Source organism: Zestomonas carbonaria (assembly GCF_904061905.1).
GTDB lineage: Bacteria > Pseudomonadota > Gammaproteobacteria > Pseudomonadales > Pseudomonadaceae > Aquipseudomonas > Aquipseudomonas carbonaria.
On sequence record NZ_CAJFCI010000077.1, the window covers coordinates 150,279 to 164,798 of the forward strand.

At 66.1% G+C, this 14,520-nt stretch carries 12 protein-coding genes; 10 read left to right on the plus strand and 2 right to left on the minus strand.

Translation table 11 applies throughout. The annotated features are described in order from the left end of the window. Window positions 1-53 precede the first annotated feature (53 nt). A complete protein-coding gene (locus PSEWESI4_RS20515; protein WP_187673077.1) occupies window positions 54-992 on the plus strand; it encodes a 1-aminocyclopropane-1-carboxylate deaminase/D-cysteine desulfhydrase in 939 nt (312 codons plus the stop codon). Then, a complete protein-coding gene (locus PSEWESI4_RS20520) occupies window positions 989-2,098 on the plus strand; it encodes a cyclic nucleotide-binding domain-containing protein (RefSeq protein WP_187673078.1) in 1,110 nt (369 codons plus the stop codon). Before PSEWESI4_RS20515 ends, PSEWESI4_RS20520 begins: the two co-directional genes overlap by 4 nt. 164 nt (window positions 2,099-2,262) lie before the next feature. On the opposite strand, the gene PSEWESI4_RS20525 is transcribed toward PSEWESI4_RS20520, so the two are convergent. Together PSEWESI4_RS20525 and PSEWESI4_RS20530 are read right to left on the minus strand one after the other, a co-directional pair. After that, window positions 2,263-3,195 (minus strand): DUF1853 family protein, encoded by a 933-nt coding sequence (locus tag PSEWESI4_RS20525; protein ID WP_187673079.1) that lies wholly within the window; start codon window positions 3,193-3,195, stop codon window positions 2,263-2,265. Window positions 3,196-3,489: 294 nt separating this feature from the next. Continuing rightward, window positions 3,490-3,651, minus strand: a complete 162-nt coding sequence (locus tag PSEWESI4_RS20530) for a hypothetical protein (protein ID WP_187673080.1) — start codon at window positions 3,649-3,651, stop codon at window positions 3,490-3,492. A 196-nt stretch (window positions 3,652-3,847) separates the two neighbouring features. Here PSEWESI4_RS20530 and PSEWESI4_RS20535 point away from each other — a divergent pair, with 196 nt between their 5' ends. The 8 genes from PSEWESI4_RS20535 (at window position 3,848) to PSEWESI4_RS20570 (ending at window position 14,491) form a co-directional block, all read left to right on the plus strand. Continuing rightward, window positions 3,848-4,738, plus strand: a complete 891-nt coding sequence (locus tag PSEWESI4_RS20535; protein WP_187673081.1) for an NAD(+) kinase — start codon at window positions 3,848-3,850, stop codon at window positions 4,736-4,738. Beyond that, window positions 4,738-5,709 (plus strand): metallophosphoesterase, encoded by a 972-nt coding sequence (locus PSEWESI4_RS20540; protein WP_456243227.1) that lies wholly within the window; start codon window positions 4,738-4,740, stop codon window positions 5,707-5,709. Before PSEWESI4_RS20535 ends, PSEWESI4_RS20540 begins: the two co-directional genes overlap by 1 nt. Continuing rightward, window positions 5,706-6,572, plus strand: a complete 867-nt coding sequence (locus tag PSEWESI4_RS20545) for a rhomboid family intramembrane serine protease (protein ID WP_187673082.1) — start codon at window positions 5,706-5,708, stop codon at window positions 6,570-6,572. The genes PSEWESI4_RS20540 and PSEWESI4_RS20545 overlap by 4 nt, the downstream gene beginning before the upstream one ends. Window positions 6,573-6,757: 185 nt before the next feature. After that, window positions 6,758-7,018, plus strand: a complete 261-nt coding sequence (locus tag PSEWESI4_RS20550; protein WP_187673083.1) for a YeaC family protein — start codon at window positions 6,758-6,760, stop codon at window positions 7,016-7,018. After that, on the plus strand, window positions 7,018-7,863 hold the full coding sequence (locus PSEWESI4_RS20555) for a DUF2797 domain-containing protein (protein ID WP_187673084.1): 846 nt from the start codon (window positions 7,018-7,020) through the stop codon (window positions 7,861-7,863). The genes PSEWESI4_RS20550 and PSEWESI4_RS20555 overlap by 1 nt, the downstream gene beginning before the upstream one ends. A gap of 45 nt (window positions 7,864-7,908) precedes the next feature. Beyond that, entirely contained in the window at window positions 7,909-10,578 is a 2,670-nt protein-coding gene (pepN, locus tag PSEWESI4_RS20560) for an aminopeptidase N (RefSeq protein WP_187673085.1), read from the plus strand. A 481-nt stretch (window positions 10,579-11,059) separates the two neighbouring features. Continuing rightward, window positions 11,060-13,051, plus strand: coding sequence for a DUF1302 domain-containing protein (locus PSEWESI4_RS20565; protein WP_187673086.1), 1,992 nt, complete (start codon window positions 11,060-11,062; stop codon window positions 13,049-13,051). A 69-nt stretch (window positions 13,052-13,120) separates the two neighbouring features. After that, window positions 13,121-14,491 (plus strand): DUF1329 domain-containing protein, encoded by a 1,371-nt coding sequence (locus PSEWESI4_RS20570; protein WP_187673087.1) that lies wholly within the window; start codon window positions 13,121-13,123, stop codon window positions 14,489-14,491. Window positions 14,492-14,520: the final 29 nt, after the last annotated feature.

Here is a 14,520-nt window from a genome sequence, read left to right on the forward strand (position 1 = left end):
GGCAAGCTATCCCACAATGGGAAGCGGTACACGACTGGGACGTAGCCTGAACCTTGCCACTCGTCATTCCCCAATGGGCGCCTCGGGCGCCGCTCGAAGCGCTGCGCCTGCCGTGGCTGGCGCGCGCCGGTGTCGAAGTCGCGGTGCTGCGGCTGGACCTGATCGACCCGCTGGTTTCCGGCAACAAGTGGTTCAAGCTCGTCGGCCACCTGCATGAGGCCGCCGCGCTTGGTGCCGAGGGGCTGATCAGCCTGGGCGGCGCGCACTCCAACCATCTGCATGCCCTGGCGGCCGCCGGCCGGCGCTTCGGCTTTCCTACCGTCGGCCTGTTGCGTGGCCATGAGCAGGAAACACCGACCGTCGCCGACCTGCGGGCATTCGGCATGCAACTGCACTGGCTCGGCTATGGCGGCTATCGTGCTCGCCATCGGGCCGACTTCTGGACGCCCTGGCGTGAGCGCTATCCCCACCTGCATACGGTGCCCGAGGGCGGCGGCGGACTGCTCGGTGCGCGGGGTTGCGCGGCGTTGCTGGAGATGGCCCAGGCGCAGTTGGCCAGCCTGGGCTGGCCCGACTATCACGGCTGGTGGCTGGCCGCCGGCACCGGCACCACCCTGGCGGGGCTGGTGCTGGCCGAGCGCGGCGCCCATCCGGTCCATGGCGCGCTGGCGGTGCCCGCCGATCATGGCGTGGCCGGGCAGGTGCGGGAAATCCTCGGACAGGCCGGGCAGGGCGACCAGGGTTACCGGCTGGTCGAGGCCTGCCGTGGAGGCTTCGCCAAGGTCGATGCGGAGCTGCTGGCATCCATGCGCGACATGGAGGACGAGAGCGGCCTGCCTCTGGAGCCGGTATACACCGGCAAGGCGTTGCTGGCGCTTCGCCGGAGCGTCGAGGCCGGCGATTTCGTGGCCGGCACGCGGCTGTTGTTCGTACACACCGGTGGCTTGCAGGGGAGGACAGCAGCCTTGGACCCGATGCGGATATGCCCATGAACCAGGCCCTGTCCTTCGAGCAACTGCGCAGCCTGACCCCGCTCAATGCGCTTTCCGAGCCGCAGTGGCGGCTGTTGCGCGATCAGTTGGTGCCGCAACCGCTGTTGGCCGGGCAATGGCTGTTCCGCATGGGCGACCAGGCGCCGCAGACCTGCTTCCTGCTGGCCGGCACCTTGCTGTTGCGGGACGAGGCGGGGCGCGAGGAGCGCCTGGTGGCGGGCAGCCCGGCCAGTTGTCATCCGCTGTCGCCGGCTCTGCCGCGCCGCCAGGAAGCACGGGCGCTGACCGACGCCAGCGTCCTGGTCATCGACGGCGCCACGCTGGACAACCTGCTCACCTGGCGCCTGGCTTTCCAGGACCTGCTGCTGGAACTGGACGAGGGCGACGGAGAGGACGGCTGGCTGGAGGCCATGCTGAACAACCCGCTGTTCGGCAAGGTGCCGGTCGACAACGTCCGCGCCATGTTCGAGCGCCTGCAGGTGCTCGAATTGCCGGCCGGCAGCGTCATCCTGAGCGAGGGCGAAACGGGCGATTGCTGCTATTTCCTCAAGCGCGGGCGTGTCGAGGTGATGCGTGGCACCGGCAGCGGGCAGCAGGTCCTGGCCGAACTCGAAGCGGGTGCCTGTTTCGGCGAGGAGGCGCTGCTCGCCGATGCGCCGCGCAATGCCACGGTCACCTTGCTGGAGGATGGCTGCGTGCTGCGCCTCGACCGCGGGGACTTCTTCGCCCTGCTCAAGGCCCCGGTGGTGGCCGAGGTGGGGCTGGGCGAGGCGGCGCGCCTGCTGGCCTCTGGCGCGCAGTGGCTGGACGTGCGCCTGCAGGAGGAATACGAACGCGGCCACGCCCTCGAGGCGCTGAACATGCCATTGCACCTGCTGCGCCTGAAAAGCCGCCTGCTGGACCCGGCACGGGCCTACCTGTGCTATTGCGACAGCGGCAAGCGCAGCGCCAGCGCGACCTTCCTGCTCGTCCAGAACGGCTTCCGCGCCTATGCCTTGTGCGGCGGGGTGGACGCCCTGCCGGCGGTGCAACGCGATGCCCTGCTGTGCGACAGCGGCCCCGGCTACCTGGCGCGCTCGGACGGCCGGGTGGAGCGCAGCCGGTAGCCCCCGCTAGCTTTGCGTAGGGTGCGCTGTGCGCACCGAGAGGGGATTTGTACGAAAAAGTCATGGGCGGGGCAAAAGGACCTGCTACGCACAAGCTCAGTGTCGGCGTCTTCCCGATGCGCACGGCGCACCCTGCAAGGCGGATATGTTTCGGTGGTGTGCCGCTAGTGCGGCCAGCTATCCCGAACCAGGAATAGCCTTTCGCTTTCCAGCCAGGCTCCGTCGCCGTCCTCTTCGAGGCGTACCAGCATCTGCGCGGGGGCGCGTGGGTCCAGTTGGGCCAGCCATTGCTCGAAGTCGTCTTCGCTCCAGAGCTGCTCGGCCTCGACCCGTGCCGGGGCCAGCCAGGACTGGCGGGGCAGCGGCTGCCAGGCTCCGGGGTGGGCGGCGCGATAGGCCGGCCAGGCGTGGCGGGGCAGCCAGCGGCCGTGCAGGTGCCGGGGATCGGCGCCGTTCGGGGTGTGGCAGTCGCCGGGCCAGGGGTAGAACAGGTAGCCGCCCATCCAGAACGCGGCGCGGACTTCGTCCAGCCCCAGCTCCTCCAGGGTGGAGCGGGCCTCCGGGCGGGCCGACAGCGGCAACTGGTGGCCGCTCAGGTGGGCGAGCTTGAGGTCCAGCCGGTCGTGGCTGCCGGGCCCCAGCCAGCGGTGCGGGTCGAGACCGTCGCCGGCGGCCGGGCCGAGGTACAGCTTGATCGCCAGCTCCAGGTGGTGAACGCCTTCGGCATCGCGCAGCAGCAAGTCGAACTCGCCCAGGGTATGGCCCTCCAGGCGGATTGGCAGGTTGGTGGCGAGCAGCTCGATGCCCGGCGCGGCTTGCAGGGCGAATTGCCAGAGTCGTTCGTAGTAGAGGCCGAGGCGGCGTTCCACATGCGCGTTCAGCCAGCTTTCCAGTGCCCGGTCGTCCGCGTCCAGGGCGCGCAGCCAGTCGGCCAGGCGCGTCGGCTCGCGGGCCCAGGCGCTGGCGGCGAGCGGATGGCGCTGCGGCCAGGTAGCGCGTTCGAGCAGCGGTGGGGCGGTGATTACCCAGGCAAGGTCGCGCACCCGCGGCTGGCGCAGTTGGCTGGGCAGGTCGTCGAGCTGGCTGAAAGGCGTCATGCTGCGAGCATAGCTTGCAAAGGCGAGAAGCCGGGAAAAGCGCTGGAAGGTTGGATGAAAAGGCGGCTCGTTCTTATGGGGGCGGCCTCGGATCGGTGCGCGCGGCGCCCCCTACGTTGGATTCCCGCGTTCGCGGGAATGACGGGGGTTGGCCGAGCCGTCATCCCCGCGAACGCGGGGACCCAGTAAACAACCATGGCCACGAATCGCGCGCATGGCGCGCTCCTACAGGTCGGCGTCGGGGTAGTGTCGTAGGAGCGGCCCATGGCCGCGAATCGCGCGCGTGGCGCGCTCCTACAGGTCGGCATCGAGGCCGTGTTTGTAGGAGCGGCCCATGGCCGCGAAAAAGCTTGACGTAGAGGCGGCATGGCCAGAACCCGTGTCCGGGCTACCCGTTCGCTTTTGTAGGAGCCAGCTTGCTGGCGATGCTTTGGCGTTGCCGGTGATCGTGCGCATGGCGCGCTCCTACAACAGGACTCCGTCGTAGCGGCGGGGGCGCCCAGTTCCATGGCCGCGAAAAAAGGTTTGACGGAGAAGGAGAGAGGCCAAAACACTGTGCAGCTTGCAGCCCTGCATGCCCCGGTTTGCCGCTGTCGGCGGCTTTCCCCCATAATTCCCGGCATCCCGTCCCAGATAGCCGCGCAGGATTTCCATGGAGCAGTTCCGCAATATCGGCATCATCGGTCGTCTGGGCAGTTCCCAGGCGCTCGACACCATTCGCCGCCTGAAACGATTCCTGCTCGACCGCCACCTGCACGTGATCCTCGAAGACGCCATTGCCGAAGCCCTGCCGGGACACGGCCTGCAGACGTCCTCGCGGCGCAACCTCGGCGAGGTCTGCGACATGGTGATCGTGGTCGGCGGCGACGGCAGCCTGCTCGGCGCCGCGCGGGCGCTGGCGCGGCACAAGGTGCCGGTGCTCGGCATCAACCGTGGCAGCCTGGGCTTTCTCACCGATATCCTGCCGGACGAGCTGGAAGTCAAGGTCGCCGAGGTGCTCGACGGCCAGTACCTGGTGGAGAGTCGTTTCCTGCTCGAAGCCGAAGTGCGCCGCCATGGCGAGGCGATCGGCCAGGGCGACGCGCTCAACGACGTGGTGCTGCACCCCGGCAAGTCGACCAAGATGATCGAGTTCGAACTGTTCATCGACGGCCAGTTCGTCTGCAGCCAGAAGGCCGACGGCCTGATCGTGGCGACCCCCACCGGCTCCACCGCCTACTCGCTGTCCGCCGGCGGGCCGATCATGCATCCCAAGCTGGATGCCATCGTGGTGGTGCCGATGTACCCGCATACCCTGTCCAGCCGGCCGATCGTGGTCGACGGCAATAGCGAGCTGAAGATCGTGGTGGCCAAGGACATGCAGATCTATCCGCTGGTCTCCTGCGATGGCCAGAACCATTTCACCTGCGCGCCGGGCGACATCATCACGGTCGCCAAGAAGGCGCAGAAGCTGAGCCTGATCCACCCGCTCGACCACAACTACTACGAGGTGTGCCGGACCAAGCTGGGGTGGGGCAGTCGCCTCGGCAACGGAGGCGACTGATGCTCGATCCGGCGCGGGGCTATGACCTGATCGGGGATGTGCACGGCTGTGCGCACACCCTCGAACGCCTGCTCGAACGGCTCGGCTACAGCCGGCGGTCCGGCGTCTGGCGGCACCCGCAGCGCATGGCGTTGTTCCTCGGCGACATCGTCGACCGCGGCCCGCGGGTGCGCGAGGCGCTGCACCTGGTGCACGACATGGTCGAGGCCGGCCAGGCGCAGTGCATCATGGGCAACCACGAGTTCTACGCCCTCGGCTGGAGCACCCCGGCGCCGCCCGGCAGCGGCAAGCAGTTCGTCCGCGAGCACACCCCGCGCCACGCCCGGCTGATCCGCCAGACCCTGGAGCAGTTCGAAGATCATCCGGGCGACTGGCGCGACTTCCTCGGCTGGTTCCAGAGCCTGCCGCTGCTGATCGACGGCGGGCGTTTCCGACTGGTGCACGCCTGCTGGGACGGCTCGCTGATCGAGGCGTTGCGCGCGATCTACCCGGACGCGCGGGTCGACGAGGCGTTCGTCAAGGCCTCGGCGGTGCCGGGCAGCTTCGCTTCGCGGGTATTCAACCGCCTGCTGCGCGGCACCGACATGCGCCTGCCGGATGGCCTGACCCTGACCAGCGAGGACGGCTTCACCCGCGCCTCCTTCCGTACCAAGTTCTGGGAAGACGACCCGCAGACCTACGGCGATATCGTCTTCCAGCCCGATGCGCTGCCGGACTGGGTGGCTCGCACGCCGTTGACCGAAGAGGAAAAGAACGAGCTGCTGCGTTACGGCGAGCACGAGCCGCTGCTGTTCGTCGGCCACTACTGGCGCAGCGGCAAGCCGGCGCCGATCCGCGCCAACCTGGCCTGCCTGGACTACAGCGCGGTGCTCTACGGCAAGCTGGTGGCCTATCGTCTCGACCAGGAAACCCGTCTCGATCCGCACAAGTTCGTGTGGGTCGAGGTTGAACGCCCGGAGGCACCGCGATGAGCGTCGTGGAAGCGCTGCGCCTGCCCGCGCAACAGGACCTGAGCGGCTTCATCGCCCTGTTGCAGCGCCTCGACGTGCCGCACCGGGTCAGCGAGGAGCGCGACGAGCAGGTGCTCTGGGTGCCCGGCGAGCAATTGGCCGACCAGGTGCGTGAGCTGTATGCGCGCTATCCGGAAGGCGACCCGCAGGCCGAACTGGAGTCGCCGAGGACGGCGCGACCGGTCCCGCCCGGCTTCGTGGCCCAACTGCGTGGTGCCCCGCTGACCGCGCTGATGCTGCTGGTCACCCTGGTGGTGGCGGGCGTCACATTGCTCGGCAGCAACTTCGAGACGATCCGCTGGCTGAGTTTCCAGGACTTCCAGATCCAGGGCGACTACATCTACTTCGCACCCCTGACCGAAAGCCTGGCGGCGGGGCAGTGGTGGCGGCTGTTCACGCCGATGCTGATCCACTTCGGGATGCTGCACCTGGCGATGAACGCGCTGTGGTACTGGGAGCTGGGGCGGCGCATCGAGGCGCGCCAGGGCTGGGTGATGCTGCTCGGCCTGAGCCTGCTGTTCGGCCTGGTGTCGAACGTCGTGCAGTTCCTGTGGAGCGGCCCGTCGCTGTTCGGAGGCCTGTCCGGGGTGCTGTTCGGCTTGCTCGGCCACTGCTGGATCTTCCAGATGCTGGCGCCCAACCAGGCCTACCGGCTGCCCAGGGGCGTGGTGGCGATGATGCTGATCTGGCTGGTGGTCTGCCTGTCGGGCCTGATCACCGCCCTCGGTTTCGGCAGCATCGCCAACGGCGCGCACGTCGGCGGCCTGCTGATCGGTTGCGCCACCGGCCTGGTCGGCGGTGGGTTGGCCCGTTTGCGTCGCTGAGAGTGACGCTCTTGTAGGGTGTGCCGTGCGCACCGGAGGGCTCCCCCGGTGTTTCCGGTGCAAGCTGGCGTTGCCGGTTTTCGCGAGCAGAGCTCGCTCCTGCAGTGATCATGGGGTCGCCCCCGCAGGGGCCTTCGGGGCCGTAGCCTGTTAAACTGCCCACCTTTGCCGTCGGAGGCCCAGGCATGTCGTCTTTTCTTGAAATGATCGAAAACATCACCCCCGAAATCTACGAGAGCCTCAAGCTGGCGGTGGAAATCGGCAAATGGTCCGATGGCCGCAAGCTGACCCAGGAGCAGAAGGAACTGTCGCTGCAGGCGCTGATCGCCTGGGAGATCAAGAACCTGCCGGAAGACCAGCGCATCGGCTACATGGGCTCGCAGGAGTGCGGCTCCAAGTCCGAACCGGTGCCCAACCTGCTGTTCAGCTCGGGCACCGTGCACTGATGGTCGAACTGGCCCGCGGCGCGCTGAGCAAGATGGCGGCGCAGCTCGAAGCTCCCGTGCAGTACGCCTTCCGTCTTGGCGACGATCAGGTCCCGGTCAATCCGCTGATCGGCCAGCGTGTCCGTCTCGAATACCTCGGTGCGATCCACTGCATCCATTGCGGGCGCCGCACCAAGACCAGCTTCAGCCAGGGCTATTGCTATCCCTGCATGCAGAAGCTGGCGCAGTGCGACGTCTGCATCATGAGCCCGGAGAAGTGCCACTACGACGACGGCACCTGCCGCGAGCCGGCCTGGGGCGAGCAGTTCTGCATGACCGACCACGTGGTCTACCTGGCCAACTCGTCGGGCATCAAGGTGGGCATCACCCGCGCCACGCAGATTCCCACCCGCTGGCTCGACCAGGGTGCCAGCCAGGCGCTGCCGATCCTGCGCGTGGCGACCCGCCAGCAGTCGGGCCTCGTCGAGGACCTGCTGCGCAGCCGGGTACCGGACCGCACCAACTGGCGCGCGCTGCTCAAAGGCGATGCCGAGCCGCTCGACCTGGTCGCCATCCGCGAGGGACTGTTCGACCACTGCGCCGACGGCCTGCGCGCGTTGCAACAGCGCTTCGGCCTGCAGGCCATCCAGCCGCTGCCCGACGCGCAGCCGGTGGAGATCCGCTACCCGGTCGGGGCCTACCCGGCCAAGATCACCAGCTTCAACCTGGACAAGGACCCGCTCGCCGAGGGCACACTGCTCGGCATCAAGGGCCAGTATCTGTTGTTCGATACCGGCGTCATCAATATCCGCAAGTACACCGCTTACCAAATAGCCATAAGCTGCAAGCCACAAGCTGCAAGCTGATGGATATCCTGCTTGCAGCTTGAAGCTGTCTCGAAGAGGCCCCCTATGCGTACCGAACAACCGAAGACCATCTACCTCAAGGACTACCAGGCGCCCGAGTACCTGATCGACGAGACGCACCTGACCTTCGAACTGTTCGAGGACCACACCCTGGTCCATGCCCAACTGGTGATGCGCCGCAACCCGGAGCGCGTGGCCGCCACCGGCGTGGCGCTGCCGCCGCTGGTGCTCGACGGCCAGCAACTGGAGCTGCTGTCCGTCTCCCTCGACGACGTGGCGCTGGCCCCGGCCGACTACGTGCTGACCGACAGCCACCTGACCCTGCAACCGAAGGCCGAGCGCTTCGTTGTCGACAGCTCGGTGCGCATCCACCCGGAGAGCAACACCGCGCTGGAGGGCCTGTACAAGTCCGGCGGCATGTTCTGCACCCAGTGCGAGGCCGAGGGCTTCCGCAAGATCACCTACTACCTCGACCGCCCGGACGTGATGAGCAAGTTCACCACCACGCTGTCCGGCGAACAGCTCAAGTACCCGGTGCTGTTGTCCAACGGCAACCTGATCGCCAGCGGCGCGGAAGAGGGCGGACGTCACTGGGCGACCTGGGAAGACCCGTTCAAGAAGCCGGCCTACCTGTTCGCCCTGGTCGCCGGCGACCTCTGGTGCGTGGAGGATGCCTTCACCACCATGAGCGGCCGCGAGGTGACCCTGCGCATCTATGTCGAACCGGAGAACATCGACAAGTGCCAGCACGCCATGGACAGCCTGAAGAAGGCCATGAAGTGGGACGAGGAGGTCTACGGCCGTGAATACGACCTGGACATCTTCATGATCGTCGCGGTCAACGATTTCAACATGGGCGCGATGGAGAACAAGGGCCTCAACATCTTCAACTCCAGTTGCGTGCTGGCCAGGGCCGAGACCGCCACCGACGCCGCCCACCAGCGCGTCGAGGGCGTGGTGGCCCACGAGTACTTCCACAACTGGTCGGGCAACCGCGTCACCTGCCGCGACTGGTTCCAGTTGTCGCTGAAGGAAGGCTTCACCGTGTTCCGCGACGCGGAGTTCAGCGCCGACATGAACTCGCGCACGGTCAAGCGCATCGAGGACGTCGCCTTCCTGCGCACCAACCAGTTCGCCGAGGACGCTGGCCCCATGGCCCATCCGGTGCGGCCGGATTCGTTCATCGAGATTTCCAACTTCTACACCCTGACCGTCTACGAGAAGGGCGCCGAAGTGCTGCGCATGATCCACACGCTGCTCGGCGCGGAAACCTTCCGCAAGGGCTCGGACCTGTACTTCGAGCGCCATGACGGCCAGGCGGTGACCTGCGACGACTTCGTCAAGGCCATGGAGGACGCCAGCGGCCTCGACCTCACCCAGTTCAAACGCTGGTACATCCAGGCCGGCACCCCGCGCCTGGCGGTCAGCGAGTCCTACGATGCGGCGGCGAAGACCTACAGCCTGACCTTCCGCCAGAGCTGCCCGCCGACGCCGGGCCAGAAGGACAAGCAGCCGTTCGTGATCCCGGTCGAGCTGGGCCTGCTGGATGGCCAGGGCCGCGAACTGCCGCTGCGCCTGCAGGATGAGGAGGCCGCTACCGGCGGCAACCGCGTGCTGTCGGTGACCGAGGCGGAGCAGACCTTCACCTTCGTCGACATCGCCGAGAAACCGCTGCCCTCGCTGCTGCGCGGCTTCTCCGCGCCGGTCAGGCTGAGCTTCCCCTACGATCGCGACCAGTTGATGTTCCTCATGCAGCACGACACGGACGGCTTCAACCGCTGGGAGGCCGGCCAGCAACTCTCCGTGCAGGTGTTGCAGGAACTGATCGGCCAGTACCAGCGTGGCGAAGCGCTGGCGCTGGACCAGCGTCTGGTCGCCGCGTTGCGCACGGTGCTGGAGAACGAGGCGCTGGACCAGGCGATGGTTGCCGAGATGCTGTCGCTGCCGAGCGAGGCCTACCTCACCGAGATCAGCGAAGTGGCCGACGTCGATGCCATCCATGCCGCCCGCGAGTTCGCCCGCCGGCAACTGGCTTCGGCGCTGTTCGAGCCGCTCTGGAAACGCTACCAGGCCAATCGCGAGCAATCCCGGCAGACCACCTACGTGGCCGAGGCCGGCCACTTCGCGCGGCGCAGCCTGCAGAACATCGCACTGTCCTACCTGATGCTCTCGGAGCGTCCGGAAGTCCTGGCGGCCTGCCTGGAGCAGTACGACGCCTGCGATAACATGACCGAGCGGCTGACCGCCCTGGCGGTGCTGGTCAACTCGCCGTTCGCCGAGGAGAGGGCCAAGGCCCTGGCGGCGTTCGCCGAGCACTTCAAGGACAACCCGCTGGTCATGGACCAGTGGTTCAGCGTGCAGGCCGCCAGCACCCAGCCGGGCGGGTTGGAGCGGGTGAGGGCGTTGATGGAGCACCCGGCCTTCAACCTGAAGAACCCCAACAAGGTGCGCGCGCTGATCGGCGCTTTCGCCGGGCAGAACCTGGTCAACTTCCACAACGCCGACGGTTCCGGCTACCGCTTCCTGGCCGACATCGTCATCACCCTCAACGGCTTCAACCCGCAGATCGCTTCGCGGCAACTGGCGCCGCTGACCCGCTGGCGCAAGTACGATGCTTCCCGCCAGACGCTCATGAAGGCCGAGCTAGAGCGGATTCTCGCTTCCGGCGAGCTTTCCAGCGACGTCTATGAAGTGGTGAGCAAGAGCCTAGCCTAAGACCTGTTCTGGTCTTTTTAGTGTTACCGGCGATATCCGGTAACACTTTTTGTTACTTATAGGAATAACTCTTTCGATCGCAGCGAGTGTGCCAGCCCTAGGTTAGGGGCGGGCCGCTTGACTGCGCGCTTTTCCTCTGGCTGTGGTTTTCCCCGGGCTGTGTGGAAGAGTGACAAATCGCGCCAGCTTGTAGGACAAGTTGCGCATCCGACGATGGATTTGTTCAGTGAATGATCGGTCACAAAATGGCTTTTTTGGTCGATTTAGTGGCGCCGAAAATTTGTCGAGAAAATGGCAATTTGGCACCGCGGTTGCAAAGCCATGGGCCGATCAAGCCCCGTAATGGTGCAGGCACAAGCGCCAGGGGGACGCAGCAGCGTCACTGACGATTCACTGAAAGCCGCCGTCCGTGCGGTTCACTGCAAGTCCGGCGATTGGCCTTGCGATAAGAAGAACGATCTGTCCTCGGAGTAGAGCCTCGATGGAATTCAAGTCCAATAGTCCCATGCGTTTTGCGCCGTCCAAGGCAGGCTTCGCCCTGGCCGGCCTCCTGCCTCTGCTGGTGGCCGCCCAGGCCCAGGCGGTGGAGTTCAGCTTCGCCGACAACGAAATCAGCGGCTCGATCGATACCACGCTGTCCTACGGCCAGTTGTGGCGCGTGCAGGGGCGCGACAAGAACAACGACGACATCAATACCAACGACGGCAACCGCAACTTCGACACCGGGCTGGTTTCCGAGGTCTACAAGATCACTTCCGACCTGGAAGCGACCTACCAGAACTACGGCCTGTTCGTGCGTGGCACCGCTTTCTATGACACCCAGATCATGGACAAGCGCAACGACTACCTGGACAACAACAACCCGTCGCAGCCGAGCCAGAGCTTTCCGAAGGACGACCGCTTCACCTACGAGACCCGCCACAAGGCCGGCCGTAACGCGCAGATCCTCGATGCCTACCTGTACGGCAACTGGGATGTCGCCGACATGCCGGTGACCGGCCGGATCGGTCGCCAGGTGTTCAACTGGGGCGAAGGCCTGTTCTACCGTGGCGGCATCAACACCACCAACCCGATCGACGCCGCCAAGTTCCGCCTGCCGGGCTCCGAGCTGAAGGAAGTGCTGGTGCCGGTGGAAGCGCTGAGCTTCAACTTCGGCCTGACCGACAACCTGTCGATGGAAGCCTTCTACCAGTGGAACTGGAAGGAAACCGCGCTGGACCCGGTGGGCACCTTCTTCTCCGAGACCGACCTGTTCGCCGACGGCGGCAATACCGCCTACACGACGGTGGGCGCGCTGAGCAACCCGCTGTTCCAGACCGTCTACAACGCGGCTGTCGGTGGCGGCCTGGGCGTGCCGAACTTCGGTGGCCTGCAGGGCACCCAGTACCTGGACTCCAATGGTGTGTTCAAGGTCGCCCAGGTAGGGTCGGACATCAACGCCAAGAACGACGGTCAGTTCGGCGTCGCCTTCCGCTATATCGCCGAAGAGCTGAATTCCACCGAGTTCGGTTTCTACTTCGTGAACTACCACGCCAAGGAACCGACCATCTACGCTGACCTCAACCGCAGCTACGCCGGTCTGGACATCGACCAGTTGGCCGGTCTCGGTTCTCTCCTCGGCGTCAGCGCCAGCAGCTATGACGACCTCGTGCAACAGGCAGCGAGCAACCCGCTTGCCGCCCAGGTACTGGGCCTGGTCAACGGCGCCGCCGCCGTGGACTTGGCCAACCAGGTCAACGCCCGCCGCGAGTTCGCCGAAGACATCCGCATGTACGGCATGAGCTTCAACACCACCGTGGGCGAAGCCTCGGTGTTCGGTGAACTGGCCTACCGGCCGAACCTGCCGATCGGCGTCGGCACCACCAACGACCTGCTCGGCGACCTGCTGGGGCAGGCCGCGCTGCTGGCCGATGGGCGGCCGGTCAACATCTCCGGCAAGGAAGTGCGGATCACCGACCAGATCCACAACTCCGAGCGCGTCGAGGTCTTCAACACCTCCCTGGGCAGCATCTACAACTTCGGTCCGGTGCTGGGCTTCGACTCGCTGTTCGGGGTCGCCGAGCTGGCTTCCGAGCACCTGCGCGGCAGCAGCCTGAAGTACCAGGCCTGGGATGGCACCACCCGTTACTACTCCGGCCGTGGCAACACCTCCTACGTCAGCGGCGGCGACCGTGACGACCAGGTCAACAAGAACGCCTACGGCTACACCCTGGTGCTCTCCGGTACCTGGAACGACGTGTTCGCCGGCGTGAACGTCTCCCCCTACGTCGTCTACAAGGACGACTTCGAGGGCAACTCGCACCAGACCGGCAACTTCATCGAAGGCCGCAAGGCCTACACCCTGGGCGTCAAGGCCAGCTACCTGAACAGCCTGGAAGCCGAGTTGCAGTACACCGAGTTCTACGGTGCCGGCCAGAACAACGGCGCGCGCGACCGCGACAACGTCGGCGTCAACGTCAAGTACTCGTTCTAAACCCACAACTATTAGAAAAGCTGCCGGACGCCCCGGGCGTCCGGCCGATGAATCCCACGGAGAATTGCAATGCTGAAGAAGCACATGCTGACAGGTGTGGCGATCGCCCTGACGCTGGCCGCGGGCCAGGCGCTGGCGGCGGTTTCGCCGGCGGACGCCGCCAAGCTGGGTAACACGCTGACCCCGTTCGGCGCCGAGAAGGCCGGCAACGCGGCCGGCACCATCCCGGAGTGGACCGGTGGCATCACCAAGGCGCCGGCCGGCTACAAGGGCTCGGGCCAGCATCACCCGGACCCGTTCCCCGGCGACAAGCCGCTGTTCACCATCACCAAGGCCAACCTGGACCAGTACAAGGCCAACCTGACCCCCGGTCAGATCGCCCTGTTCCAGGCCTATCCGGACAGCTACCAGATGCCGGTGTACCAGACCCGTCGTTCGGGCTCGGCGCCGCAGTGGGTGTATGACAACACTGTCAAGAACGCCACCACCGCCAGGCTGCTCGACGGCGGCAACGGTTTCGCCGACGCCTACGGTGGCATCCCGTTCCCGATTCCGCAGAACGGCGTGGAAGCGGTGTGGAACCACATCGCCCGCTACCGCGGCACCTACATCGTGCGCCGTGCCTCGGAAGTGGCGGTGCAGCGCAACGGCAGCTTCAGCCTGGTGACCTCGCAGCAGGAAGCCCTGTTCAAGTACTACCTGCCGAAGGGCAGCTACGCTGACCTGAACAACATCATGTTCTACTACCTGTCCTTCACCAAGAGCCCGGCGCGCCTGGCCGGTGGCGCGACCCTGGTGCACGAGACCCTGGACCAGGTGAAGGAACCGCGCCAGGCCTGGGGCTACAACGCCGGCCAGCGCCGCGTGCGTCGTGCGCCGAACCTGGCCTACGACACCCCGATCGCCGCCGCCGATGGCCTGCGCACCGCCGACGACACCGACATGTTCAACGGCGCGCCGGATCGTTACGACTGGAAACTGGTCGGCAAGAAGGAAATCTACATTCCCTACAACAACTACCAGGTGACCAGCAGCGAGGTGAAGTACAAGGACCTGCTCCAGGTCGGCCACCTCAACCCGGCGTTCACCCGCAACGAACTGCACCGCGTCTGGGTGGTGGAGGGAACGCTGAAGTCCGGCGCCCGCCACATCTACTCCAAGCGCACCATGTACCTGGACGAGGATAGCTGGCAGGCCGCCGTGATCGACCAGTACGACGGTCGCGGCGAGCTGTGGCGCGTCTCCATCGCCTACCTGAAGAACTACTACGAGCTGCCGACCACCTGGTCCGCGCTGGATGTGTTCCATGACCTGCAGTCGCGCCGCTACTACGTGCAGAACCTGGACAACGAGGAGCCGACCACCATCGACTTCAGCCAGGCGATCCCTGACGATGGCTACTTCAAGCCGGCGGCGCTGCGCCGTCGCGGTACCCGCTGAGGATGTTCGTCACTCCCGCGCGAGCGGGA